Source organism: Pedobacter planticolens, from assembly GCF_014172375.1.
In the GTDB taxonomy this organism is placed as follows: Bacteria; Bacteroidota; Bacteroidia; order Sphingobacteriales; family Sphingobacteriaceae; genus Pedobacter; species Pedobacter planticolens.
Genome location: NZ_WNXD01000002.1, coordinates 306,452 through 332,144, shown reverse-complemented (window position 1 = coordinate 332,144; position 25,693 = coordinate 306,452). Strand labels below are relative to the sequence as shown.

Genomic DNA, 25,693 nt, shown 5'->3' with positions numbered 1-25,693 from the left:
TGGAATACTGTAAAACCTTTTCAAAAAGATATTGAAATCTGCTTATTGTTGCAAATTTTGCAACTCATTAATGGATTTCATAAAAAAATCAAATTATTTTAAAATAACACTTGACATTGTAAAAAATATTCCTCTACTTAGCGGTGTAGAAAATACACTAAGAAAGAAATGATTTTTAACAACACGATTATTACCATTATTACATCAACAACAGGCCAGTGCCTGATGGGGAAACGCTAGTGGTATAATTTAAACACTCAACATACAAAGCGCTCCCGACAAAATCGGGAGCGCTTTTTTTTTACTTATAATTATGAACATCTTAAAATTTGGCGGTACATCTGTAGGTTCGGTAGAAAGCATTACTGCTTTATTGAACATTTTAGCGAAAGAAAATGAGCAGCAAGAAAAACCGATAGTGGTTTTATCGGCAATGAGTGGCGTAACTAATTTGCTTACGGCAATGGCTGATAAAGCTGCTTTGGGGCAAGATTATAGTGAAGAGCTAAAGGCATTGGAGCAGCGCCATTTTGATGTGATTAGAGCTTTGTTGCCTGCATCGGCTCAGAACCCGGTTTTAACAAAGTTGAAATTGTATTTTAATGAGTTAGAAGAATTGTTGCAGGCTGTTTATAATTTGCAAGAATTGAGCTTACAGGCTAAAGATTTAGTGTTGAGTTATGGCGAACGCTGCTCGACCTTTATGGTTTGCCACATTGCAAAACAAAAGTTTCCGGAAGCGGTTTTTGCAGATGCAACTCAATTTGTGAAAACCGATGGCAATTTTGGGCAAGCAAAAGTAAATACGCAATTAACTGATTTCTTGGTTAAAGATTTTTATGAAACCAATGCGGGTAAGATGCTTTTTGTTACTGGTTTTATTGCGAGTAATGATGCAAATCGTGTAACTACTTTGGGTAGGGGTGGTAGCGATTATACGGCTGCAATTTTAGGTTCGGCGCTAAATGCTAGCGAAATACAAATTTGGACTGATGTAAATGGAATGATGACTGCCGACCCTAGAATGGTGAAAAAAGCATTTTCATTACCAGAATTAAGTTATATCGAAGCAATGGAGTTGTCGTACTTTGGGGCAAAAGTTATTTATCCGCCTACAATGACGCCTGCTTTTTTAAAGCAAATACCGATTGTAATTAAAAACACTTTTGATGTGGATTTTGAAGGAACTTACATTCGTCATGGTGCAAAAACATCGGCTTTGCCTATAAAAGGTATCTCATCTATTGATGAAATAAGTATTGTAAACTTGGCTGGAAGCGGCATGGTTGGTAAGGCAGGTTTTAGCGGCAGATTGTTTTCTTTGCTATCGCGAGAGCAGATTAATGTAGTGCTGATTACTCAATCATCGTCTGAACATAGTATCACTTTTGCTGTAAAACCTTCGGATGCTGTTAAGGCAGTAAAACTGATTTCGAAAGAGTTTGATTTGGAATTACAGGCTAAAAAGCTAGATAAACCTGAAGTAGAAAATGGTTTGGCGGTTTTAGCTATTGTTGGTGAAAACATGAAACATACACCTGGTATTTCGGGCAAATTGTTTCATGCATTGGGTAGAAATGGTGTGAATGTTCATGCGATTGCGCAAGGATCATCGGAATATAATATCTCGGTAATTATTGCGAAAGCGGATTTATCTAAAGCGGTAAATGCGGTGCATGATGCGTTTTATACTTCGCTGAATAAAACCCTGCATATATTCTGTTTGGGAACTGGAAATATTGGTAAAACATTATTTAAACAATTGCAGATTCAAATGCCTTTCTTGGCTAAAAACAACGATTTGCAGGTGAAAGTAATGGGTGTGAGTAATACTCGAAAAATGCTTTTATCGCCCAATGGCATAGCTTTAGAGAACTGGGAAGACACACTAAATACACAAGGTGAAACTGCTAATTTGGAAGGATTTATTGCACAAATGAAGGCTATGAACTTACCAAACTGTATGTTTGTAGATAATACTGCTAGTCCGCAACCTGTACCTTTTTACCAAGGTGTTTTCGAAGCCAGTATTTCTGTAGTTACGTGTAATAAAATTGGTAACTCGGCTAGTTTTGCGCAATACGAGACGTTTAAAAATACAGCTCGCAAATTTGGTGTAGACTTTTATTACGAAACCAATGTGGGTGCGGGCTTGCCTATCATCAGAACGCTAAAAGATTTGATGATGAGTGGCGATAAAATTGCTCGAATTGAAGCTATCCTTTCGGGAACAATTTCTTACATCTTTAATCACTTTAAAGGCGATGCAGTTTTCCATGAAATTGTAAAGGAAGCACAAGAAAAAGGCTATACTGAACCAGATCCTCGTGATGATTTGAATGGAAAAGATTTTATGCGGAAGATGTTAATTTTAGCTCGTGATGCAGGTTATGCTTTCGAAGAAGCCGATGTAAGTATTCAGAATATGTTGCCAGATGCTTGTTTACAAGCGCCAACTGTTGAAAAGTTTTACAAACAATTGGAATTAAATGCAGACTATTTTACAAAGTTGAAGGAAGAAGCGGAAGCGAGCAAAAAGGTATTGAGGTACATAGGCAAATTGGAAGATGGTAAAGCGTCTATCACTTTACAAATGGTAGATGAAAACCATCCATTTTATATGCTTTCTGGTAGTGATAATATTATCTCGTTTACTACTGATAGATATAAAGAACGTCCGTTGGTAGTGAAAGGTCCAGGTGCTGGTGCTGAAGTTACTGCGGCGGGAGTTTTTGCTGATATTATAAATGTTGGTGCTTTAAACGCATAAAATATGAGTTTAGTAGAAAAAGCAAAGGATGAAATATTGCTGATAGTTGATAAGGCTTTGCTTGATTTTGAAACTATTAGTGATGAAGATTGGAATGCTAAACCAAACCCAGTTAAATGGTCTCGAAAAGAATTGTTGGGACATTTGATTGATAGCGCTTCTAATAATTTAAGGAGATTGATAGTTGGTCAATATGAACAAGGAACAAAGATTGTTTATCAGCAAGATGAATGGGTAAGCTATCAGAATTATCAGGAGATGGATATTGAGGATATTAAAACGCTCTGGAAATTATTAAATGATCAAGTTGCGAGAGTGATTGGTAGAGTTCCTCAAAGTAAATTGGATAATACTTGCGATACGGGAAAAGGGAAGGTAGAGGTTCACTCACTGGTTTACTTTATTGAAGATTATATAGTTCATTTAAACTATCATTTAAAACAAATAAACGACGTCAATTTTAACGCTCACAAATAAAAAATGAAAGAAATAAAAGTATTTGCCCCTGCTACCGTTGCCAATGTGGTTTGTGGATTTGATGTTTTAGGTTTTGCCGTAAATGAACCTGGAGATGAAGTTGTAATGCGTTTGGTAGATGAGCCTGGGGTTCGTTTATTAAAAATTACTGGAGATGATGGTCGGTTGCCATTAGATTCTGCAAAAAACACGGTGAGTGCGAGTGTGCAACATTATCTAAAGCACTTAAATAGGGAAGATGTTGGCGTAGAAATCGAATTGCATAAAAAGATGCCAATTGGTAGCGGATTAGGTTCTAGTTCGGCGAGTACAGTTGCGGGATTGTATGCGATTAATCAGCTAATGGGTAATTTGCTAACTGCAAAAGAACTCGTTCCATTTGCAATGAAAGGTGAAGAATTGGCTTGTGGTTATGGTCATGCAGATAATGTAGCGCCTGCATTAATGGGTGGATTTGTTTTGGTTCGCAGTTACGAACCATTGGATTTAATCGCTTTGCCAACGCCTAAAAATTTATTTGCTGCTATTGTTTATCCAGAGGTAGAAGTGCCTACAAAAGATGCCCGACAAATGATACGTGCTAAGGTTTTATTAAAGGATGCAGTTACCCAATGGGGAAATGTGGCTGGTTTGGTAAGTGGATTGTTTTTGAATGATATCGATTTAGTTGGTAGAAGTATGAAAGATGTTTTAATAGAACCAACTCGTTCTATTTTAATTCCTGGATTTGAAACTTTGAGAGCATTAGCCATGGAAAACGGAGCGGTAGGTTTCGGTATTTCTGGCTCTGGTCCATCTGTTTTTGCTTTGGCTAAAGATGAGGCAACTGCCCGAAAAATAACTGACGCTCAACAAAAACATTTAACCCAATTAAATATTAATAGTAATGCTTATGTGTCTTCGGTTAATGCTGAAGGACCAAGAGTATTGTAATTGAGGTTGCGGGCTGAGGGTGTAAAGGTTGAGGGATAAAGCTCCCAAACCTTCCAACCTTCCAACCTTCCAATCTTCCAACCTTTTTAAAATGAAATTATACAGTACCAACAACAAAGATCTACGTGTTTCCTTTCAAGAAGCGGTTTTTAATAGTATGCCACAAGACAAAGGATTATACATGCCAGTGGAAATTCCTGAATTGGAAAAAGAGTTTATAGCTAATATCGAAAAATATTCGTTGCGAGAGATTGCTTATAAAATTGCATCAACTTTGTTAAAGGATGAAATACCAGCAGCTGATTTAAAAGCTTTAATTGAAGATGCGGCAAACTTTGATGCACCTGTTGTAAAATTGGCTGAACAAACTTTTGTGTTGGAATTATTTCATGGTCCATCTTTAGCTTTTAAAGATTTTGGCGCTCGATTTATGAGTCGGGTAATGGCATATTTCTTAAAGGATGGGGAACAGTTATTGGATGTTTTAGTTGCCACATCTGGCGATACTGGAGGTGCTGTTGCTTTAGGGTTTTTAGGTGTACCGAATACTAGAGTTACTATTTTATTCCCGAAAGGAAAAGTGAGCGAAGTACAACGATTACAGTTAACAACCAATGGTAAAAACATTAGAGCAATAGCTGTTGATGGAACGTTTGATGATTGTCAGGCTTTAGTGAAACAAGCTTTTGCTGATGAAGAATTGAACTTGAAATTCAGATTAACTTCTGCTAACTCGATTAATATTGCACGATTAATTCCGCAAACTTTTTATTATTTCAATGCGTATGCACAATTAAAAAGACAAGGTTTTAGTGATGTTGTTTTTTCTGTGCCTAGCGGAAACTTTGGGAACATTGGTGCGGGATTATTAGCCTACAAAATGGGCTTGCCAGTTCATCAATTTATTGCAGCAACCAATGCAAATGATACCGTTCCACGTTTTTTAGAAACAGGTGTTTACGAAACTAAACCATCTGTACAAACCTACGCCAACGCAATGGATGTTGGTGCGCCAAGTAATTGGGTACGCATTATGGATTTGTTTAAGGAAGATAGGAAAGTGCTTCAAGAATTGGTAAAAGCATATCGTTTTACGGACGATGAAACCTTAGCAGGAATAGCAGAGATCTTTGAGAAATTTAACTATGTTGCTTGTCCACATACGGCGATTGCTTATTTAGCGACTAAAGCTTACGCTGAAAAAAATCCAAATGATGAAAGCGCAAAAGTGTTTTTATCTACTGCTCATGTGTGTAAGTTTCCAGAAGTATTTTCAAAAGAAATGTTGGCGAAAATTGAATTGCCAGAACAAGTGAAATCACTTAAAAACAACCCGGAATTATATGATGAGTTGGGTAAGGATTTTGAAGGGTTTAAAGGGTATTTATTAGGGGAATAGGTTTTGTCTTGTCATTCAGAGCGTAGCGAAGAATCTCTTAACAACAAAGCTAGAGATTCTTCGCTACGCTCTGAATGACAAATTGAATTAAAACACTGCTTGCGCAATTCTTTTAGTTGGTTCTGGATTACTCATGGTATAAAAGTGCAATACCGGAGCGCCAATTTTAACTAACTCTTTGCATTGTTGAATCATAAATTCTATACCAACTTCTTTAACTTCAGCTTCGCTTTTACAAGCGTGAACAGCTTCGCTTAAATCTTCAGGTAAATCGATATGAAATACTTTTGGTAAACTGATTAATTGTTTAGAAGAAGTGATTGGTTTTAACCCTGGAATAATTGGTACGTTAATTCCATTCTCACGACATTTTTTCACGAACTCTACGTATTTAGAATTATCAAAGAACATTTGAGTTACAATAAATTCTGCACCCATATCTACTTTCTTTTTCAAATATTTGAAATCGGTTTTAAGGTTTGGTGCCTCAAAATGTTTCTCCGGATATCCAGCAACGCCGACACAAAAATCTGTTTTAAAAGCATCGTGATCTTCGTGTAAATATCGACCATTGTTCATATGCATTACCTGTTCTAAAAGATCTGTCGCGTAAGCATGACCACCAGGTGTTGGTATAAAACTTGAATCTGCATGACGAGCATCTCCACGTAAAACTAAAACATTGTCAATTCCTAAAAACTGCAAATCGATTAACGCATTCTCAGTTTCTTCTTTTGTAAAACCACCACAAATTAAGTGAGGAACGGCATCTACCTTGTATTTATTAATAATTGCAGCACAAATTGCAACTGTTCCAGGTCTTTTTCTGTAAGATATTTTCTCTAATAAACCAGTTTCATGTTGCTTATAAATGTAATCCTCACGGTGATAAGTAACATCAATAAATGGCGGATTGAATTCCATCAATGGATCAATAGCATTGTAGATAGCCTGAATACTTTTTCCTTTTACTGGTGGTAAAAGTTCAAATGAGAATAAGGTTTTACCCTTCGCGTTTTTTATATGGTCTGTAATCTTCATGCTGGTTGATTAGTTTGTTGGTTGTTGGTTTTTTGGATGGTTGAGCTAATGTATCTTAGTATGCCAAATTCGGACTTAACCATCTTTCCACTTCTTCTAAAGACATGTTTTTTCTGATGGCATAATCTTCTACTTGATCTTTGGTAATTTTTCCTAATCCGAAATAACGAGATTGTGGATGCGAGAAATAAAAACCACTTACTGCTGCGGTTGGATACATCGCATAACTTTCGGTAATGTTTAATCCAATCTTGTTTTCTGCATCTAAAAGCGCAAATAATGTTCCTTTTTCTGTATGCTCCGGACAAGCTGGATAACCTGGCGCAGGGCGAATACCTACATATTCTTCTTTGATCAATTCTTCGTTTGTAAACTTTTCTTCCTTGGCATAAGCCCAATATTCTTTACGAACCAATTCATGTAGCTTTTCTGCAAATGCTTCAGCTAATCTATCTGCTAGAGCTTTGGCCATAATGCTATTGTAATCATCGTAGTTTTTCTCAAATTCTGCTACTAATTCATCGCATCCAATACCTGTTGTTGCGGCAAAACCACCAAAATAGTCTTGTATGCCACTATCTTTTGGCGCAATAAAATCTGAAAGCGCATAATAAGGTTGGCCATCTGTTTTTTCGGCTTGTTGCCTTAAAGTATGGATAACTACTTTATCGGCATTGCCATTTTTAAGTTTGTCATCTGCTTTTAGCGTGCTACTTTCTATCGCCAATTCAATATCATCATCATTGATAGTTTGTGCTGGCCAAAAACCGATTACTGCTTTTGCTGTCAGTAATTTTTCAGTCACTATTCGTTTCAATAAAGCTTGCGCATCAGCAAATAGTTTTTTAGCTTCAATGCCAACAACTTTATCATCAAAAATTTTAGGATAACTGCCTCGTAACTCCCAAGTATGGAAAAAAGGCGTCCAATCGATATACGGCACCAATTCTTCTAAGGGATAATTTTCTATGACTTTAGTGCCGGTAAAAATTGGTGCTGGTGCAACTTGAGTTAAATCTAGTTGAAATTTATTTGCTCTAGCTTCTTCAATGGTTTTATAGCGTTTATCAGAACGTTTATTTAAGTGTGCTTCACGAGCTTTATCATATTCGGCTCTAATGCCAGCTACATATTCGTCTTTTGTTTCCGGATTCATTAACGTGCTGCAAACCGTAACACTTCTCGATGCATCTAAAACGTGAATTGCTGGCCCAGAATAATTTGGAGCAACCTTTACAGCTGCGTGAATGCGGGAAGTAGTAGCTCCACCAATAATTAATGGAATGGTAAAGTTTTCACGTTCCATTTCTTTGGCAAAGTGAACCATTTCGTCCAATGATGGTGTAATTAATCCACTTAATCCAATAATATCGGCATTAATTTCTTTGGCTTTTTTAATGATGTCCTGTGCAGGAACCATTACGCCCATATCCACAATTTCGAAGTTATTACAGGCTAAAACAACACCCACAATATTTTTTCCAATATCATGTACATCGCCTTTTACAGTTGCCATTAATACTCGTCCGGCAGATGAATTTTGGTCTTGATCTGGATTGTCTAACTTCTCTTGCGCAATAAAAGGTAGGAGATAAGCAACCGCCTTTTTCATTACCCTTGCAGATTTTACTACCTGCGGCAAAAACATTTTTCCAGCACCAAATAAATCACCTACAATGTTCATCCCATCCATCAACGGGCCTTCAATTACCTGAATTGGGCGAGGATATTTTTGTCGAGCTTCTTCAACATCATCGTCCAAATATTCTACAATTCCTTTTACCAAAGAATGAGATAATCGCTCTTCAACCGTTCCTTTGCGCCATTCTTCATCGCGAACAATTTCTTTTCCCTTACTTTTTATGGTATCGGCATATTCTACTAAACGTTCGGTTGCATCATCTCTACGGTTCAACAAAACATCTTCTACACGTTCTAATAATTCTGGCGGAATTTCTTGATACACCTCCAACATCCCTGCATTCACAATTCCCATATCTAAACCAGCCTGAATAGCGTGGTACAAAAATGCGGAGTGCATCGCTTCACGAACGGTATTATTTCCTCTAAATGAGAATGAAATATTAGAAACACCACCACTTACCTTGGCATAAGGCAAATTTTGTTTGATCCATCGTGTGGCATTTATAAAATCGACTGCGTAATTGTTGTGTTCTTCTAATCCTGTTGCTACGGTTAAAATGTTGGGGTCGAAAATAATATCTTGAGGAGGGAAACCAAGTTCATCAACCAAAATATCATAACTCCTTTTACAGATTTCCGTTCTACGTTCGTAATTATCAGCTTGTCCTTTTTCATCAAAAGCCATTACCACAACCGCAGCGCCATATTGCATAATTTTGCGGGCACTTTCTCTAAATTTTTCTTCTCCTTCTTTTAAGGATATAGAGTTTACAATTCCCTTTCCTTGCAAACATTTTAAGCCATCTTCGATTACTGTCCATTTAGATGAATCGACCATGATTGGCAATTTCGAAATATCAGGTTCTGATGCAATTAAATTCAAAAACTTGGTCATTGCAGCTTCCGAATCAATCATACCCTCATCCATGTTTACATCGATGATTTGCGCACCACCTTCAACTTGTTGCAAGGCAACAGCAAGGGCAGCTTCATAATCGCCCCCTAAAATTAACTTAGAAAACTTTGGAGATCCCGTGATGTTGGTTCTTTCACCAATGTTTACAAATATACTTTCGGGAGTGATAGTTACAGGTTCTAGTCCGCTTAAGCGCAGATATGGCTCAATAGTTGGAATTTTTCTTGGTTCAGCTTTTCTAGCTTTTTCGGCAATGCAACCAATATGTTCTGGCGTAGTACCACAACAACCACCTACAATATTTACAAATCCAGAGGCGATAAAATCATCCACCAAATGTGCAGTTTCATGAGGTAATTCATCGTAAGCGCCAAACTCATTTGGCAAACCAGCATTTGGATAAGCAGAAATATAACAACCTGCTTTTTCTGATAATTCTTCAATATGTGGGCGCATTTCTTTTGCTCCCAACGCACAGTTAAAACCAATGCTTAATGGATTGGCATGCATCACTGAGTTTAAAAAAGCTTCTGCGGTTTGACCAGATAAAGTTCTTCCCGAAGCATCGGTAATGGTGCCAGAAATCATAATTTCTAGTTTACGCCCAACTACTTCTTCATATTTTTTGATGGCAACAATTGCTGCTTTACAATTTAAGGTATCAAAAATGGTTTCAATTAATAATACATCAGATCCACCATCTACTAAACCACGAACTTGCTCGTAATAAGCAGCTTCTAATTCATCAAAATAAATTGCTCGATAACCTGGATCATTTACATCTGGCGACATAGAAAGCGTACGGTTGGTTGGACCAACAGCACCAGCTACAAAACATTTCCTATCAGGATTTGCAGCCATAAACTCTGTTACAGCTTCTTTAGCAACTCTCGCACCTTCAAAACTTAATTCGTACGACAAATCTTCCATTTGGTAATCGGCCATGGAAATACGTTGCGTACTAAAGGTGTTGGTTTCTATAATATCAGCGCCAGCTTTTAAATATTCTAGGTGAATGTCTTTAATAATATCAGGGCGTGTGATGTTCAGCAAATCGTTATTGCCTTTTACATCGCATGGATGATCCTTAAAACGCTCTCCTCTGAAATCTTCTTCAGTTAAAATATAGCGTTGAATCATGGTGCCCATTGCACCATCTATAATTAAAATACGTTTCTTTAGTTCTTCTCTAATACTCATTCTTTTTTTGAGATATGAGATGTGAGGTATGTGATGTGAGATTGGGTTAGACGCGTAGTCTCAAATCTCATATCTATTGTCTCAAATCTCCTAAAAGCTTACTCTAAAGTATGGAGTTGGTCCTTAAACTTATCTTCTCTCGCCACTGCTGAGATTAGAAATTAGCACCTTGTTGGCACAGGTTGCTAAGACTTCGTTGGGTCTAGTCCCTCCGTCTTTCTTAATAAGCGATACAAAAATGCAACAAACCATTATCAATTCCAAATAATTGAGGTGTTTGCCGAATTAAATAACAAAAGCCCTACAAATATGCGGGGCTTTTGAAATAATATTTTGAAAATCGATATTTACTTTCTTCCGCCAAAAATGCGAAGTAGTGAAAGAAATAGGTTGATAAATGTGATATACAATGATAATGCTCCCATTAATGCAAGCTTGTTACTGCTTTCTAAAGCTAGCTCATTGCCTTGTTCATCTAATCCCTCACCAATTCTTTTAATTTCTTGAACTTTATATGCAGTTAATGCAGTAAATATTGCTACTCCAACGAAACCCAAAACATAATTTAAGGTATCGCTACCAATAAACATATTAACGATACTGATAATGACTAAACCAATAACGCCTGCCATTAAAATAGATCTAAATTGACTTAAATCAACGTTTGTAGTATAACCCATTACAGCCATAACCGCAAAAATTGATGCTGCTGCAGCAAAACAAATTGCTATTGATGATAAGGTGTAGATGAGTAGAATGAAACTCAACATTACTCCTGTTAATATAGAATAGAGGATGAAAATCCCAACTAGAGCAGGAAATGAAAGCCTATTCATTGCTGCGCCCATTAAAATAACAAGTCCAAGTGGAGCAAATATAGCGATGTAACCAAAAATAGTAAATCCGCTTTCGCCTACTAAGTATTGTAATAATGATGGAGTACTAGCTAAAAAATAAGCAGCAACAGTAGATATGGCTAAAGCCACAAACATCCACAAGAAAACATTAGCAAAGAATTTTTTAGAAACAGAGCGTTCTTGTACGAAAACACTGTCGTTTTGATATTGATAATTTTGTTGTTCCATTTTGATTGATAAATAATTCTAGGTTAAAAATAAGCGTTTAATTTAATCTTTTTGTCAAGAGTTCTTCAACTTTTTTAAAGAACTGTCGTGGTTTTAGTTTTCTCCAATGCAATTCATCCAGCTCGCCACCAAAATTGATGTAATAATCTATGCTGTTATCACGAAACTCACGAATTACGTGTTCATTAAAATTAACACCCGCAATCCAGCCATCTTCTACATCTTGGAACCATTCTTCGTAATAACTATCATCAGAAGCATGAAAATTCAACACATTTTCTCCTATTAGGATAAATTTATTAATTCCTTCATCAACTATTAGTTCCAAAATTTCTCTTTTCAATAGCATGATGTCGTTATTAATGGCATCGTTCCATTCGCCCATCAATTCTATAATTGCATATTGTTTATCATAATCAACAAACAGTACTTTTATGTAAAGGGTATTGGAGCCAAAAGTATCCCATTGGGGATGAATTAAGAAGTTGTAAAGTTGTTTATCGTAATAAAACTCAGAATATTCGGTATTAAAAAATGGCGAACGCTCATCTTCTGCAGCAATATAATCGTCTCTCCAGAGATAAAAAGGTTCAATTTCGTGCATCAGATAAATTTTGGATTTTAGATTGACGATTTTAGATTTTGTGCAATTGCAAATTTAAAATCGTACTAATAATTAATGCAGGCGTAAATTGTAAATCTAAAATCGTAATTATAATTTGCTCGCCTCAACAGCTTTGCGCACACTTCCATATTTGTTTAACAAATCTGCAGCTTGGTCGTGGTCAATGTGTAATTCATCCATTACCATTTGGGTACCACGATCTACCAATTTATGGTTAGTTAATTGCATATCTACCATCTTATTGCCTTTAACGTGTCCCATTCTAATCATTACCGTAGTGCTCAACATGTTTAAAACCAATTTCTGAGCAGTTCCAGATTTCATTCTTGTAGAGCCGGTTAAAAACTCAGGACCTACAACAACTTCCACAGGAAAATCTGATTCGGCTACAATTGGTCCACCTTCATTACACACAACGCAACCAGTTAAAATCCCGTGTTTACGAGCAGTATTTAAACCTCCAACTACGTATGGCGTAGTTCCAGAAGCAGCTAAACCTACTAAAGAGTCATTTTCATTTATTTGATATTCTTGCAAATCTATCCAAGCCTGTGTGGTATGATCTTCTGCAAACTCAACTGCTTTGCGTATCGCAGTATCGCCGCCGGCAATAATACCAACCACAGTATCAAAAGAAACGCCAAAAGTAGGGGGGCATTCCGATGCATCAACAACTCCTAAACGACCACTTGTACCTGCGCCTATGTAAAACAATCTTCCGCCTTTTATCATTCTCTCGGCAACAGCCGATGCTAATTTTTCTATTTGAGGCAAAGCTTTTTCAACCGCTAACGGTACCGTTTTGTCTTCGTTATTCATGTTTGTCAAAATTTCTAAAACAGACATTTTATCAATGTCGTGGTATTTAGATTCTTGCTCGGTTACTCTATTCATGGATTTCGATTATATGTTAAAGTTCGTCAATTTATCAATTAACAGGAAATATTATGCATAAAACCCTGCAATTTTAGAGAGAAGATTACGCTCATCCAAATATTTGAGATAAAAAAATCAAAAAACTAAAAATTTTAATCTTTGTTATTTAATAACAGGCTTATTCTCATCTGTTTGTAATTTGTAATAAGGTGCCCATTATTTTGATATTCATATAGTTATGTGCTTGATATAATGATGGTGGTTTCATAACTTTGTAAAGTCGCTCCGTGATGAAAAAAAATACGCGTTTTAACATCCTTATTGCCTTAACCTATTCAGTCACTTTAATAGGTGGGATGTATTTGGGGTTTAAATTTTTAAAAGATCAAGGATTTAAAGTCGAAAAAAGCACTCGCTATGCTAATAATAACCAAAAGGTAGAAGATATTATCCATATCATTAACAAAAATTACGTTGATGATGTGAATGCGGATAGTCTACATCACTTACCCATAGATAGTTTATTGCACCAATTAGATCCGCATAGCATGTATTTGCCAGCGACTAAAGCATTTGAGCTTGCTGAAACTTTAGAAGGTAACTTTGAAGGAATTGGGGTAGAATATTATATTCTTAACGATACGTTGCTAGTAACCAATGTGCTTAAAGATGGCCCTGCGTTTTTTGCTGGTGTTAAGCAAGGCGATAAAATATTAAAAGTAGATAGCAACATTGTAAGTGGCAGAGGATTGCCACGTTCGGAAATGATTGGTAAAATTAGAGGTAAAAAAGGTACGCCAGTACAAATTACCTTATTGCATTATGGGGCTAGTTCGCCTGCTGTTTTAACTATAAAAAGAGGTAAGGTAGAGGTGAGTAGCATTGATGCTGCGTATATGTTAAATACAGAAACCGCCTACATTCGCATTAGTAAGTTTGGTGCAAATACCGATGAAGATTTTGTTGATGCAGTAAAATTGCTTAAAACCAAGGGGATGAAAAAGCTGGTGCTTGATCTTAGAGATAATGGTGGCGGATATTTGAATGCGGCAACGGGTTTAGCCAATCAGTTTTTGCCAGAAAATAAATTGATAGTTTACACACAAGGTAAGCACGAACCTCGTACAGATTATTTTGCAACTGGTGGTGGCGAATTTGAACAAGGAAAATTAGCAGTATTAATTAATGAGAACTCTGCTTCTGCAAGTGAAATTTTTGCAGGAGCGATACAAGATTTAGATAGGGGAGTTATTGTAGGTAGACGTTCATTTGGCAAAGGATTGGTACAAGAGCAATTCCCTTTTGAAGATGGTTCTGCCTTAAACTTAACCATTGCCAGATATTATACGCCACTTGGACGAAGCATACAGAAATCGTACAAAAAAGGATATGCTGCTTACCAACATGAGTTAGAAGATCGCTTAAATGATGGCGAGTTGACAGCTAAAAATGTAAAAACTAAAGATAGTTTACAGAAAACTGTTGCATTTGTAACACAAGGTGGAAAAAAGGTTTTTGGCGGCGGCGGTATACAGCCTGATGTGTATGTAAAATTGGATACAACAGGTTACAATAAATTTTATGCTACGCTAATTAATAAAAAGATATTAATTGATTTTGTATTCGATGTATTGTCCGATAGATATACACCTGCCTATTTAGCTCAAACGTTAAATACGTTTAGCATTAACGATAACGACTATAGAGATTTCTTGAAATACATTCAGTCTAAAAATGTTACCATTGATGTAAAACAGTTAATTGCATCAAAACCTATTATTTATAACGACCTAAAAGTGATGTTATGTAAATATCATTTAGGAGATGTTGGTTATTACAAAGCTCACAATTTAACCGATAACGTGGTTAAGCAAGCATTGGCGAGTCTACAATAGCCTAAATTGCTTGGATAATCTTCCTACTGGACTAATCTTCATCGTATTTTCTTACTATTTAATTTTAAACGGTAGCTTAAAATAGATTGAAATAGAAATATTATTTTTACATGTATTATGTAAACAACATTATATTCTTATTTAATTTATAATATTGGAATTTTATTTTATATAAGATAGTTTTGCAGCTCAATAATTTTAGATTATGGAATTGAATACACTATCTCCAAACGACAAGAAAACCTTAGATTTTTTATTAGCTCATGTTCAGTTAAACACGGCCAATTTTATGGGTTATCCTGTATCAAAAGATTTTGATTTTACGGAATTATTACCGTTTCTAAACTACCCAATGAATAACCTAGGTGATCCATTTGTAGCTTGTACCTATGATGTTGGTTCTAGAGAAATGGAAAAAGAAGTGATTGCATTTTTTGCTTCTTTATTTAGAGCAGAATTAGATGATTGGTGGGGTTATGTAACTAATGGTGGTTCGGAAGGTAATTTATACGGTTTGTATTTAGCTAGAGAGCTTCACCCAAAGGGGATGGTTTACTATTCTGAAGCTACACATTATAGTGTCCAAAAAAATCTGCATTTGTTAAATATGCCAAATATTGTAATCAGTACGCAGGAAAACGGAGAAATCAATTACGATGATTTAGAAGATACCATGCGCATGAACCGACATATGCCTGTAATTATTATGGCTAATATTGGTACAACAATGACGGAAGCGCGGGATGATATTGCAAAAATTAAAGTAATCTTAAAAAAACTGGCTATTAAAAACTATTATATCCATGCAGATGGAGCTTTATCTGGTAGTTATAGTGCTTTTATTGAACCTCGTCCTGCTTTTGATTTTGCCGATGGAGCGGATAGTATTGCGATTAGTGGTCATAAGTTCTTTGGCTCTCCAATGCCTTGTGGGGTTGTGGTAGTTAAAAAATCTAATAGAGATCGGATTGCACGTTCTGTAGCCTATATTGGAAGTGTAGATACAACGATAACTGGTTCAAGAAATGGGCATAGTCCTTTGTTTTTATGGTACACGCTTAAAAAATATGGAATTGAAGGATTGCGTAAAAGAGCATTGCATAGCCTGGATGTAGCTGCGTATGCGGAAGAAAAACTCAAGGGAATTGGTATTTCTGCATGGCGAAACCCTAATACCATTACAGTTAATTTTCCGGTGCCAAGTTTAGCAATTAGACAGAAGTTGCAACTGGCTTCAGAAAATGGTTGGTCGCATATTATTTGTATGCCAAATATAGAAAAGGTACAAATTGATCAATTAGTACTAGAAATGAAAGCAGAGTTAGTTGCTTTGTAGTTTATGCCTCTATTTCGAAAAGGTTTAAGCTAATGCCTTCGTAATGTTTAGGTAAACCACTGTTTGGAGCAATTTTAATTAGTCCAACATGGTTAAAACCACAGCCTGTATAATAGGCTAATAATTTTTCGTTATCTGCCCAAGTATCCATGCGTATGAATTGAATGTTGTTGGTTTTTGTATATTCCTTAGCCCAATCAATAATTACGTTTACAAAACCATATCCTCTAAAATCAGGATGGGTAACGATGCGATGAATGTAAATTGCAGAATCAGCATTTCGTTCTTCCCAAATTTGAGGATCGCTAAAAGTAACGGCAAAAATACAAGCAATCTGTCCATCAACCAAGATTTTGTATTGTCTGTTTTCTTCAACTTCTTGTGTAACCAATTCGAGACTAAAGCCTTGCCAATGGTGATGAAAAACTTTCTTTTGATGCGCAATAGCCATAGCGTAAAACTCGAAAATGGTATTGATATCTGCTGATGTGCTATGTATAACTTGTATGGAATTTTGCATGGTATAGTAGCTATGAAATGCAAATTTAGTTAATTAAACCTGATGGGAGTGAGCATGATCCCGATTTTTCATCGGGAGAATAAAACGGACAGCAGGGCTGAAGTAACGATGAAATACTGGCCTTGCTTTTCAAATGAGATTGCTTCGTCGTTCCTCCTCGCAAAGACGGCAAGGGGTTTAGATTTCTCAATAGCAAAAAGCTCATTTCGAAATGACGAAAGGTACTCCAGACTTCCGACTCCGGACTTTTCTGACTTTCCCGACTCTCTATTTCTGTCTAAAATAAATCTGTATCGGTACGCCAGAAAAATCGAAATGCTCACGTAATTTATTCTCTATAAAGCGCTTATACGGTTCTTTTATGTATTGCGGTAGGTTACAGAAAAAGGCAAACATAGGCGAAGAAGCGTTAATTTGCGTAATGTATTTTACCTTAATGTACTTTCCTTTTAACGCTGGTGGCGGATAATTTTCGATAATTGGCAACATTACATCATTCAGTTTTGATGTAGGGATTTTCTTACTACGATTTTTATGAACTTCTAAAGCTTTTTCAATTGCTTGGAAAATACGTTGCTTGTTCAATACCGAAATAAACACAATTGGCACATCGGTAAATGGTTGTAATTTGGTGCGAATTTGATTTTCGAATTCTTGAATGGTTTTATTGTTTTTCTCAATTAAATCCCATTTGTTTACCAAAATCACAATTCCTTTTTTGTTCTTTTCTGCTAAATGGAAAATGTTTACATCTTGAGCTTCTAATCCAGTTTCTGCATCAATCATCAACATCACTACATCTGCTTCTTCTAAAGCTTTAATGGTACGCATTACCGAATAAAATTCGATGTTCTCTTTAACCTTGGTTTTTTTACGTAAACCAGCGGTATCAATAAACATAAATTCATGACCAAATTGGTTGTAATGAATGTGAATTGAATCGCGAGTAGTACCTGCAATCGGCGTTACAATATTTCTATCTTTTCCAATTAAAGCATTAATTAAAGAAGATTTACCAACGTTAGGACGACCAACAATAGTAATTTTAGGCAAAGCATTTTCTTCTTCGACTACATCTTCAAAGTGAGTGATTACTTGATCTAACAATTCTCCAGTTCCAGAACCTGTCATTGAAGAAATGGTATAGATTTCGCCTAACCCAAAACCATAAAATACGGTCGCATCATTTTCTAGCTGATGATTATCAACTTTGTTTACAACAACAAATACTGGTTTTTTACTACGACGAAGTAATTGTGCAATCTCATCATCTAAATCAGTAATTCCTGTAGTTACATCAACCATGAATACAAGTACAGTTGCTTCTTCAATAGCAATAACAACCTGTTCGCGAATAGCTGCTTCAAAAACATCTTCAGAATTTGCAACATAACCACCGGTATCGATAACCGTAAATTCTCTGTTGGTCCATTCGGCTTTGCCGTAATGTCTATCGCGAGTTACACCGCTAAAATCATCTACAATAGCTTTGCGACTTTCTGTTAAGCGGTTAAAAAGGGTAGATTTGCCTACGTTTGGTCTTCCGACAATTGCGATAATGTTACTCATTTCTATTTATGATTGTAGATTTACGATTGTAGATTTGATCCTCACAAAGGTAAAAGGTATTATAAAATTTATCAATAGCCATTGACTATCAACTATTAACCCCATTTGAAAGGGAGTGCAAAGGTACGGTTTATTATCGTAACAAACCACCTAAATTAGTTTTTGTACTGTTGTGTTTAGTTATGGACTAATGAACTAATGATGTCATCGAGCTAATGAACTAATTAACTATCGTAGCCAAAGCTTTTTAAATAATTCTTTTTACTTCTCCAGTCTGGCAAAACCTTAACAAATGTTTCTAAAAATACTTTGCTGTCTAAAAACTTCTCAATGTCTTTTCTAGCTTCCATACCTACTTTTTTAAGCATTGCACCACCAGTACCAATCAATATGTTTTTTTGTGAATCTCTTTCTACTATAATTTCTGCAGTGATGCGAACCATAGGTCCACTTTTGCTTTGTTCTTCTTTAAAAGCAGTTACAATTACTTCTGTACTATAAGGAATTTCCTTTTTATAGTTAAAAAAGATTTTCTCACGAATAATTTCTGAAACAAAGAACCGCTGACTACGATCTGTTAGTTCTTCTTTATCGTAATAAGCAGGGTGTTCTGGAATATTTTCCAAAATCATTGGTAAAATTCCCTCTAAATTATATTGATGTAAGGCAGAAATAGCGTAGATATGTTTCGGATTTAATTTCTCTTGCCAATATGCAAACTTCTCATCTACTTGCTCTTGCGTAGCGTTATCTATTTTATTTAAAAGCACAACCAAAGGGATGGTTGTGTTGGTGATTTTTTCTAGCACATCATTTTCATCATGTTTTTCATGAATGTCAGTAACGAACAGAATTAAATCAGCATCGCTAAGCGCTCCGTTCACTGCACTCATCATCGAATCTTGCAGTCCATAAAGCGGTTTTATGATGCCGGGTGTGTCTGAAAATACAATTTGAAACTCATCTTCGTTCACAATTCCTAAAATACGGTGACGTGTAGTTTGCGCTTTTGGCGTAATGATAGAAAGCTTTTCACCCACTAGGGCATTCATGAGGGTGGATTTGCCCACATTGGGCTTACCGATTATACTTACAAAACCTGCTTTATGCGACATAAAAATATTTTTTAAAATAAATTTGCACCACAAAGAAACGAATTATATCTTTGCATTCCAATTCGGGGGAAGAGTTAAGGATTTAACGAAAACCTCAAATTGTATAGAGTGCGGGGTGGAGCAGTTGGTAGCTCGTCGGGCTCATAACCCGAAGGTCATCAGTTCGAGTCTGGTCCCCGCTACCAAAGAAGTTGAAATGACACTTCTTATTTAATGGCCCGTTCGTCTAGGGGTGAGGACGCCAGATTTTCATTCTGGAAACAGGGGTTCGATTCCCCTACGGGCTACGATTATTATTATCAAAATGTAAAAAAGGCTGCAAACGACATGTTTGCAGCCTTTTTTGTTTTTACAAATAGTCTATTTGGTTCATAAAATCGCAAATGAACAGTGAGTCATTCAGTGAGTCCATGCCCATTGAAAAAAGACTCACTACAAAGTGGTTTAATTATCTGATTATCAACTGGTTCGATTACCGAACATCTTGACTAAGTAGGGTTGCAGTGCTTAATTTTGTTTAACAATTTAAGACCAAAATCATGAGTCAAAATTATTCTCTTCACTTTTTTTTGAAGAAACCCAAAAATTATGTGGATGGTGAACCGAGGTTCATCTACATGCGCATTACTGTTCTTGGAACAACACCCAAAGAAGCGCCAACTGGTAGGAAGATCGATCCCAAACTTTGGGATTCAAAATCAAACAGCGCCATTGGAAGAACAGAGGCAATCAAAAATCTCAACAAATACCTCGAAACCATCTCAAGTCAATTCGATCAAATCCATACCGAATTCAAAAAAGAGGATCTTGAAATTAACGCCGACACGCTAATGAAAAAATATCTGGGAAAGGAAGAAAAACCAAAAAAACTCCTAGAAGTATTTTTTCAGCACAATGCCGACCTTGAAACGTTGATTGAAAAAAAGAAGGCAAAACCAAATACATTGAAAGGATATAAGGCTTCTGTCATTCATTTGACTGGTTATCTTGAAAAAATTTATAGGGCTGAAGATATTGAAATCCGGAAAATCGATTTTACATTTATCACAGGATATGATTTTTACTTGCAGACTGAAAAGTCTTTGAGCAAGATTTCGGTAGCCAAGTACATGAAGCATTTTAAAAAGATCATTTTATTGAGCATAGCACATCGCTACATTAGTTATAATCCTTTTTCCCTTTACAAAGTTTCCGCACCACCTAAAAAAGTTATTAAGCTTACAAAGCCCGAGGTTGCAAGGATTGCAGCCCTAGATATCAAAATTGACAGATTGGATCGTGTTCGTGATATTTTTCTGTTTAGTATCTATACTGGATTATCCTATGCAGATATCAAAAAACTCCACCGCTGGGAAATCGAAGATGGTGGCGATGGACGGCTCTGGATCAACACCAATCGGGAGAAAAACGACAATGCTTCCAACATACCATTAATGCCTACGCCATTAAGGCTAATTGAAAAATACAAAGACCATCCAGAATGTATAGCGAAAGAACTGGTCATGCCCGTTTTAAGCAATCAAAAAATGAACAGTTACCTTAAAGAAATCGCAGACCTTACGGGAATTAAAAAGAAAATGACCTTCCATCTTGCCAGGCACACTTTCGGTACAACCATTACGCTCGGTAATGGTGTACCTATCGAAACAGTTTCAAAAATGATGGGGCATTTGGATATCCGAACGACAATGCACTATGCAGAAGTGATGGAGGAAAAAATAAGCCAAGATATGGATAGCCTTCGTGAAAAGTTGTTAAAGGTGGTTTAGTAAAATAACTTAAACTTAAAAGTGCACCTCTATAAGGTGCGCTTTTTTTGTGGGTTATAACCTGGGTTATAGTCCAATATGTCTCTTCGGAACTTGGAGTTTTGGTCATCAATAATAAAGTTATGACCGCATTAGATTTGATTACAAGGGATGATTTGCAACAGTTCAAACTCGAATTGTTTCAGGAACTGGGCAGCATATTTGGCAAGGACAAAGCAGAGTCTCCTAAGAAATTTTTAAGGAGTAAAGAAGTAAGAAAACTATTGGATATTTCCTCTGGCACATTGCTGAACTTAAGAATTAATGGAACCCTGCCATTTACCATGATCGGCAAAATCCACTACTACAAAATTCAGGATATTAATAAGATTTTAGAGGCAAATAACTCCACCAACAAAATAGTTGCAACCCATGGATAGGCTAGCTGAATTTATGGAGAATGCTTCAAAAGACGATAGAATTTTGCCAACACATATCAGCCTTTTCGCAGCAATCTGTTGTATGAAAAAAGATGAAAATTCTGAGGGAATTAAGGTAACAAGAAGAGAACTTATGCGCTATGGTTGTATCAAGGCAATCTCTACTTATCATATTATACTTGCCGACCTTCAGGCTTTTGGCTATATAGTTTACAAGCCAAGCTTTCATCCTATTAAAGGAAGTTTAGTCTACCTCACTTAACGGCAACAAATGAAGTAATCTGGCAAACTTTAGTTTGCAGCAAGATGTACCAATGCATGCGCATTGGAAATCTTGCCGTCCTTGTGGCCGGAGAATTACTCGGAACTCGTAATTCTAAAAGTAGTAGAAAATGTCAAAGAAAAAGACCAGCGAAGATGAACTGTTAAAGCACAATCTGATTATTCGGGTAAACGATTCGCTTCATCAAAAGCTGAACAAACTGCTCGCTGAAAGCGACTGCCAGAGCATTGCCGAAGTGGCTAGAAAAATCCTGACCAGCCAAAAGATCAACTGCTTTTATAAGGATTCTAGCATGAATGCGCCGATGGAAGAAATGGCACTGATCCGAAAGGAACTCAAAGCGATCGGGGTAAACATCAACCAGCAGACAAGGTACTTCAACGCCTGTAAAACAGATGCCGAAAAGAAGTTCCATAGCGACCAGACTTTAGTGCTTTTTACCAAGGTCGAGGGCAAAGTAGAAAGGCTGTTCGAGCTCATATCCAAACTGGCAGAGCGATGGTTGCAAAAATAAAATTTGGCAAGAGTATGCGAGGAATTTTGATCTACAATGAAACCAAAGTTGAGAAAGGTGAAGCGAAAATTATTTTGGCGAGTGGGCTTGCGGTGGACATCGACAGATTAAACCTTAATCAAAAAATCCAGCGTTTTAAAAACCTCACCGATCTGAACCCAACTGTCAAAACCAATGCGATGCACATCAGCCTAAACTTTGATGCCTCCGACAAATTGGACCCAGCAAAACTACAGCAAATTGCCCAAGTCTATATGGAACAGATCGGATTTGGCGACCAACCCTATATTGCCTATCAACATCTGGATGCTGCCCATCCCCACATCCATATTGCCACGACCCTAATGCAGAAAGACGGCAAACGAAAATACACCCATAATATGGGCAGGCTGGTTTCCGAGCCAGCGAGAAAGAAAATCGAAATCGAGTTTAACCTTGTCAAAGCCGAGGGCAGAAAGCAGGGCAATAACCTAAATATTCAACCTGCGGTCTATGGTCAGAAGCCAACCAAACAGACCATCAATTCCATCGTATTATCGGTGAGACAAAATTATGCATTTACTTCCCTTGCCGAATTCAATGCCATCCTCGGGCAGTTCAATATCAGGGCAGACAGGGGAAATGATGAGACGACCATGTTTGAGAAAAAGGGCTTGCTGTATTCCATACTTGATGAAAAACGAAACCCGATTGGCGTACCGATCAAGGCAAGCAGTTTTTATGACCAGCCGACGCTAAAGAATTTGGAGAAGGATTTTCAGGCAGGTATGGAAAAGAGAAAACCTTTAAAGGAAAACCTGAATAAACGCATCGATTGGGTATTGCAGAAATACAATGCCGTTACCAGAAATACGCTTGTAAATGAACTTGCCAAACAGCAGATTGGGATAGTGTTTCGCCAGAACGAAAAGGGAATGATCTACGGATTGACCTTTGTTGACCATAAGCTCAAAACCGTTTTTAACGGCAGTGATCTTGGAAAGGATTATAGCGCAAGGGCGATCACCCAAAAGTTTTCGGCACAAGACCAGATCAGAACCTATCTCAAACCAAATCAAGCAACCCATTTTATCGGAAACCCATTAGAGCCTTTACTTGAAAAAGCGGACTACGATGCGCCAACTGTCATCGGCAAAAAGAAGAAAAAGAAAAAAGCTAACCAGCAAAGCCTATAATCATGAATACAGGTGAAGACATACAAGGGCTACGGAAGATCATTGATTTTACAAGGCTTATCAGTTTATTTATACTATCCATCCATTTCTATTTGTGCTGTTACCAGGCATTTGCTGGTTGGGGTTTTACGGCAAACATCACTGATCGGATCATCGAAAATATTTCTAGGACTGGGCTCTTTACAGGAATTTGGCGGGCAAAACTTGCTTGTTTGTTATTACTACTTATTTCACTCATTGGTGTACAGGGCAAAAAAGATGAAAAGACAGAGGTTAGAAGCATCATTGCTTTTTTACTGACTGGGTTGCTCCTGTATTTTATTGCCGTGCTTGTTTTCTATCTGCCAGCGGGTTCTTCGGTCATTGCGATTTGTTATGTCGGTATTACTTCAGTTGGTTATATGCTCATTCTAACTGGTGGCGGACAATTAAGTAGGCTGATAAAGGATAAACTGAACAAGGATATTTTTAATGAGGAGAATGAAACCTTTCCGCAGGAAGAGCGCCTGCTGGAAAATGAATATTCGATCAACTTACCGACAAAATACAGATTGGGAAAACAGATTCGTGATAGTTTTATAAATGTGATCAATCCATTTAGGGGGCTGTTAATTGCTGGAACACCGGGAGCAGGTAAGAGTTATTTTGTAATCAGGCACATCATTGATCAGCACATCAAAAAGGGGTTTTCGATGTTTTTGTATGATTTCAAGTTTGATGACCTCAGTAAACTAGCCTATAACAAACTGTTGAGATACGCCAAGAATTATCACATCAAGCCAAAATTCTTTGTCATCAATTTTGATGACCTCAACCGTACCCATAGGTGCAATCCCCTGCATCCAGAAAGTATGGAGGATATTACCGATGCAACCGAAGCTTCTAGAACGATTATGATGGGGCTAAATAGGGATTGGATCAAAAAGCAGGGTGATTTCTTTGTGGAGAGTCCGATCAATTTTTTAACGGCATGCATTTGGTATTTGAAGAAATATGAAAATGGAAAATATTGTACGCTTCCTCATGTGATCGAACTTATGCAGTCAGACTATGACCAGCTTTTTGCGGTTCTGGAAACCCAAGATGAAATCAAGGTATTAATGAACCCGTTTATTTCTGCTTATCAAAGGGACGCCATGCCGCAATTGGAGGGGCAGATCGCTTCGGCAAAAATTGGACTTGCTAGGCTAGCATCACCCCAGCTTTATTATGTGTTGAGCGGTAATGACTTTACGCTCGATGTGAATAATCCTGAAGAGCCAAAAATTATCTGCGTGGGTAATAATCCGCAGAAACTACAGGTTTATGGGGCGGTACTTTCACTCTATATCTCTACGATGATCAAACTGGTCAACAGAAAAGGGCAACTCAAAAGCAGCCTGATCTTTGATGAGTTCCCGACCATTTATTTTAATAATATGGATAGTCTGATCGCAACGGCCAGGAGCAACAAGGTTTCTACGGCACTGGCGGTTCAGGATTTCAGCCAGCTCAAAAAGGATTATGGCACAGAACAGGCAGACGTAATCACGGGTATAGTTGGAAATGTGATTTCTGGGCAGGTTACTAATTCGACCGCCAAAACTTTGTCGGAGAATTTCGGCAAGATTTCCCAGCAAAAGGATTCGATGAGCATCAATAGTTCAGACACTTCGATTACCAAGGCAACGCAAATGGATTATGCTATTCCTGCCAGTAAGATTGCCATGCTTTCTTCAGGTGAATTTGTGGGAGTTGTTGCAGATAATCCCGAGCAAAAAATCAAACTGAAAATGTTCCACTGTGAGATACAGAATGATCATAAAGCAATCGCCAAGGAGGAAGCAGGTTACAGGGATATTCCAACTATTAAAAGTGTTTCATCTGAAGATGTGACGGCAAACTATAACAGGATTAAAGAGGAGATTGCTGATTTGCTAGCTGATGAACTCAATAAGCTCCCAATGATAAAAAACAAGATGGAAGAACCTACGAAAGCAAAAGGCGATAATCCTCAAAAAGAAAAAGCGGTTTCTTTTTAACAAAATTAAACTTAAATGCATTCTGATGCCCGAAATCATAAAAAAGCTTGCTTTAGCTAGTTATCACTAATAGTATTAATTAAATATTACGATGATTTAGAATCTACTTCA

General features: G+C 37.0%; 20 protein-coding genes, 2 tRNA genes and 1 riboswitch. Of the genes, 14 read left to right on the top strand and 8 right to left on the bottom strand.

All coding sequences use genetic code 11. From position 1 onward, the window contains the following. The first annotated feature begins 313 nt into the window (after nucleotides 1-313). The 4 genes from thrA to thrC all read left to right on the top strand — a co-directional run bounded on the left by thrA (nucleotide 314) and on the right by thrC (nucleotide 5,579). Nucleotides 314-2,770, top strand: a complete 2,457-nt coding sequence (thrA, locus tag GM921_RS10070; RefSeq protein ID WP_182922519.1) for a bifunctional aspartate kinase/homoserine dehydrogenase I — start codon at nucleotides 314-316, stop codon at nucleotides 2,768-2,770. Between the two features lie 3 nt (nucleotides 2,771-2,773). Continuing rightward, complete coding sequence (locus tag GM921_RS10065; RefSeq protein WP_182922518.1) at nucleotides 2,774-3,247, top strand: DinB family protein; 474 nt, start codon at nucleotides 2,774-2,776, stop codon at nucleotides 3,245-3,247. Between the two features lie 3 nt (nucleotides 3,248-3,250). Next, nucleotides 3,251-4,180 carry a homoserine kinase gene (locus tag GM921_RS10060; protein WP_182922517.1) on the top strand — a complete coding sequence of 310 codons (930 nt, stop codon included), beginning with the start codon at nucleotides 3,251-3,253 and terminating at the stop codon, nucleotides 4,178-4,180. Between the two features lie 91 nt (nucleotides 4,181-4,271). Beyond that, nucleotides 4,272-5,579 (top strand): threonine synthase, encoded by a 1,308-nt coding sequence (gene thrC, locus GM921_RS10055; protein ID WP_182922516.1) that lies wholly within the window; start codon nucleotides 4,272-4,274, stop codon nucleotides 5,577-5,579. An 87-nt stretch (nucleotides 5,580-5,666) separates the two neighbouring features. Here thrC and metF read toward each other — a convergent pair whose 3' ends face one another. The 5 genes from metF to murQ all read right to left on the bottom strand — a co-directional run bounded on the left by metF (nucleotide 5,667) and on the right by murQ (nucleotide 12,984). Beyond that, nucleotides 5,667-6,620 (bottom strand): methylenetetrahydrofolate reductase [NAD(P)H], encoded by a 954-nt coding sequence (gene metF, locus GM921_RS10050; protein WP_182922515.1) that lies wholly within the window; start codon nucleotides 6,618-6,620, stop codon nucleotides 5,667-5,669. 55 nt (nucleotides 6,621-6,675) lie between these two features. After that, nucleotides 6,676-10,380 carry a methionine synthase gene (gene metH / locus GM921_RS10045; protein WP_182922514.1) on the bottom strand — a complete coding sequence of 1,235 codons (3,705 nt, stop codon included), beginning with the start codon at nucleotides 10,378-10,380 and terminating at the stop codon, nucleotides 6,676-6,678. Between the two features lie 126 nt (nucleotides 10,381-10,506). Continuing rightward, nucleotides 10,507-10,610, bottom strand: a riboswitch (SAM riboswitch). A gap of 117 nt (nucleotides 10,611-10,727) precedes the next feature. Beyond that, nucleotides 10,728-11,465: a Bax inhibitor-1/YccA family protein gene (locus GM921_RS10040; RefSeq protein WP_182922513.1), complete on the bottom strand. Its 738-nt coding sequence runs from the start codon at nucleotides 11,463-11,465 to the stop codon at nucleotides 10,728-10,730. A gap of 37 nt (nucleotides 11,466-11,502) precedes the next feature. Beyond that, nucleotides 11,503-12,069, bottom strand: a complete 567-nt coding sequence (locus GM921_RS10035) for a hypothetical protein (RefSeq protein ID WP_182922512.1) — start codon at nucleotides 12,067-12,069, stop codon at nucleotides 11,503-11,505. A gap of 108 nt (nucleotides 12,070-12,177) precedes the next feature. After that, nucleotides 12,178-12,984 (bottom strand): N-acetylmuramic acid 6-phosphate etherase, encoded by an 807-nt coding sequence (gene murQ / locus GM921_RS10030; RefSeq protein WP_182922511.1) that lies wholly within the window; start codon nucleotides 12,982-12,984, stop codon nucleotides 12,178-12,180. Between the two features lie 272 nt (nucleotides 12,985-13,256). On the opposite strand from murQ, the gene GM921_RS10025 reads away from it, so the two are divergent. Further along, complete coding sequence (locus tag GM921_RS10025) at nucleotides 13,257-14,861, top strand: S41 family peptidase (protein WP_182922510.1); 1,605 nt, start codon at nucleotides 13,257-13,259, stop codon at nucleotides 14,859-14,861. A gap of 205 nt (nucleotides 14,862-15,066) precedes the next feature. Beyond that, nucleotides 15,067-16,197, top strand: coding sequence for a histidine decarboxylase (locus GM921_RS10020; RefSeq protein WP_182922509.1), 1,131 nt, complete (start codon nucleotides 15,067-15,069; stop codon nucleotides 16,195-16,197). Between the two features lies 1 nt (nucleotide 16,198). Here the strand turns inward: GM921_RS10020 and GM921_RS10015 are convergent, their stop codons facing one another. The 3 genes from GM921_RS10015 to era form a co-directional block, all read right to left on the bottom strand. After that, nucleotides 16,199-16,717 (bottom strand): GNAT family N-acetyltransferase, encoded by a 519-nt coding sequence (locus tag GM921_RS10015; protein WP_202985649.1) that lies wholly within the window; start codon nucleotides 16,715-16,717, stop codon nucleotides 16,199-16,201. Nucleotides 16,718-16,984: 267 nt separating this feature from the next. Next, nucleotides 16,985-18,286, bottom strand: a complete 1,302-nt coding sequence (gene der / locus GM921_RS10010) for a ribosome biogenesis GTPase Der (protein WP_182922508.1) — start codon at nucleotides 18,284-18,286, stop codon at nucleotides 16,985-16,987. Between the two features lie 224 nt (nucleotides 18,287-18,510). Further along, a complete protein-coding gene (gene era, locus GM921_RS10005; protein WP_182922507.1) occupies nucleotides 18,511-19,401 on the bottom strand; it encodes a GTPase Era in 891 nt (296 codons plus the stop codon). Nucleotides 19,402-19,510: 109 nt separating this feature from the next. On the opposite strand from era, the gene GM921_RS10000 reads away from it, so the two are divergent. From GM921_RS10000 to mobC, 8 genes are all read left to right on the top strand, one after another. Continuing rightward, nucleotides 19,511-19,586: transfer RNA gene (locus tag GM921_RS10000), tRNA-Met, on the top strand. 30 nt (nucleotides 19,587-19,616) lie between these two features. Beyond that, nucleotides 19,617-19,688, top strand: a tRNA-Glu gene (locus tag GM921_RS09995). Between the two features lie 252 nt (nucleotides 19,689-19,940). Further along, nucleotides 19,941-21,170: a site-specific integrase gene (locus GM921_RS09990; RefSeq protein WP_182922506.1), complete on the top strand. Its 1,230-nt coding sequence runs from the start codon at nucleotides 19,941-19,943 to the stop codon at nucleotides 21,168-21,170. 122 nt (nucleotides 21,171-21,292) lie between these two features. Next, nucleotides 21,293-21,589 (top strand): helix-turn-helix domain-containing protein, encoded by a 297-nt coding sequence (locus tag GM921_RS09985; RefSeq protein WP_182922505.1) that lies wholly within the window; start codon nucleotides 21,293-21,295, stop codon nucleotides 21,587-21,589. Continuing rightward, nucleotides 21,582-21,851: a hypothetical protein gene (locus GM921_RS09980; RefSeq protein WP_182922504.1), complete on the top strand. Its 270-nt coding sequence runs from the start codon at nucleotides 21,582-21,584 to the stop codon at nucleotides 21,849-21,851. Before GM921_RS09985 ends, GM921_RS09980 begins: the two co-directional genes overlap by 8 nt. Nucleotides 21,852-21,981: 130 nt before the next feature. Beyond that, nucleotides 21,982-22,386, top strand: a complete 405-nt coding sequence (locus GM921_RS09975) for a mobilization protein (protein ID WP_182922503.1) — start codon at nucleotides 21,982-21,984, stop codon at nucleotides 22,384-22,386. After that, on the top strand, nucleotides 22,371-23,561 hold the full coding sequence (locus GM921_RS09970) for a relaxase/mobilization nuclease domain-containing protein (protein WP_182922502.1): 1,191 nt from the start codon (nucleotides 22,371-22,373) through the stop codon (nucleotides 23,559-23,561). Before GM921_RS09975 ends, GM921_RS09970 begins: the two co-directional genes overlap by 16 nt. A 2-nt stretch (nucleotides 23,562-23,563) precedes the next feature. Continuing rightward, nucleotides 23,564-25,582 (top strand): conjugal transfer protein MobC, encoded by a 2,019-nt coding sequence (mobC, locus tag GM921_RS09965; RefSeq protein WP_182922501.1) that lies wholly within the window; start codon nucleotides 23,564-23,566, stop codon nucleotides 25,580-25,582. Nucleotides 25,583-25,693 lie beyond the last annotated feature (111 nt).

Excerpts from the sequence above, each read along its gene's own strand:
- thrA (WP_182922519.1), top strand. The coding sequence starts at position 314 with ATGAACATCTTAAAATTTGGCGGTACATCTGTAGGTTCGGTAGAAAGC.
- GM921_RS10065 (WP_182922518.1), top strand. The coding sequence starts at position 2,774 with ATGAGTTTAGTAGAAAAAGCAAAGGATGAAATATTGCTGATAGTTGAT.
- GM921_RS10060 (WP_182922517.1), top strand. The coding sequence starts at position 3,251 with ATGAAAGAAATAAAAGTATTTGCCCCTGCTACCGTTGCCAATGTGGTT.
- thrC (WP_182922516.1), top strand. The coding sequence starts at position 4,272 with ATGAAATTATACAGTACCAACAACAAAGATCTACGTGTTTCCTTTCAA.
- metF (WP_182922515.1), bottom strand. The coding sequence starts at position 6,620 with ATGAAGATTACAGACCATATAAAAAACGCGAAGGGTAAAACCTTATTC.
- metH (WP_182922514.1), bottom strand. The coding sequence starts at position 10,380 with ATGAGTATTAGAGAAGAACTAAAGAAACGTATTTTAATTATAGATGGT.
- GM921_RS10040 (WP_182922513.1), bottom strand. The coding sequence starts at position 11,465 with ATGGAACAACAAAATTATCAATATCAAAACGACAGTGTTTTCGTACAA.
- GM921_RS10035 (WP_182922512.1), bottom strand. The coding sequence starts at position 12,069 with ATGCACGAAATTGAACCTTTTTATCTCTGGAGAGACGATTATATTGCT.
- murQ (WP_182922511.1), bottom strand. The coding sequence starts at position 12,984 with ATGAATAGAGTAACCGAGCAAGAATCTAAATACCACGACATTGATAAA.
- GM921_RS10025 (WP_182922510.1), top strand. The coding sequence starts at position 13,257 with ATGAAAAAAAATACGCGTTTTAACATCCTTATTGCCTTAACCTATTCA.
- GM921_RS10020 (WP_182922509.1), top strand. The coding sequence starts at position 15,067 with ATGGAATTGAATACACTATCTCCAAACGACAAGAAAACCTTAGATTTT.
- GM921_RS10015 (WP_202985649.1), bottom strand. The coding sequence starts at position 16,717 with ATGCAAAATTCCATACAAGTTATACATAGCACATCAGCAGATATCAAT.
- der (WP_182922508.1), bottom strand. The coding sequence starts at position 18,286 with ATGAGTAACATTATCGCAATTGTCGGAAGACCAAACGTAGGCAAATCT.
- era (WP_182922507.1), bottom strand. The coding sequence starts at position 19,401 with ATGTCGCATAAAGCAGGTTTTGTAAGTATAATCGGTAAGCCCAATGTG.
- GM921_RS09990 (WP_182922506.1), top strand. The coding sequence starts at position 19,941 with ATGAGTCAAAATTATTCTCTTCACTTTTTTTTGAAGAAACCCAAAAAT.
- GM921_RS09985 (WP_182922505.1), top strand. The coding sequence starts at position 21,293 with ATGACCGCATTAGATTTGATTACAAGGGATGATTTGCAACAGTTCAAA.
- GM921_RS09980 (WP_182922504.1), top strand. The coding sequence starts at position 21,582 with ATGGATAGGCTAGCTGAATTTATGGAGAATGCTTCAAAAGACGATAGA.
- GM921_RS09975 (WP_182922503.1), top strand. The coding sequence starts at position 21,982 with ATGTCAAAGAAAAAGACCAGCGAAGATGAACTGTTAAAGCACAATCTG.
- GM921_RS09970 (WP_182922502.1), top strand. The coding sequence starts at position 22,371 with ATGGTTGCAAAAATAAAATTTGGCAAGAGTATGCGAGGAATTTTGATC.
- mobC (WP_182922501.1), top strand. The coding sequence starts at position 23,564 with ATGAATACAGGTGAAGACATACAAGGGCTACGGAAGATCATTGATTTT.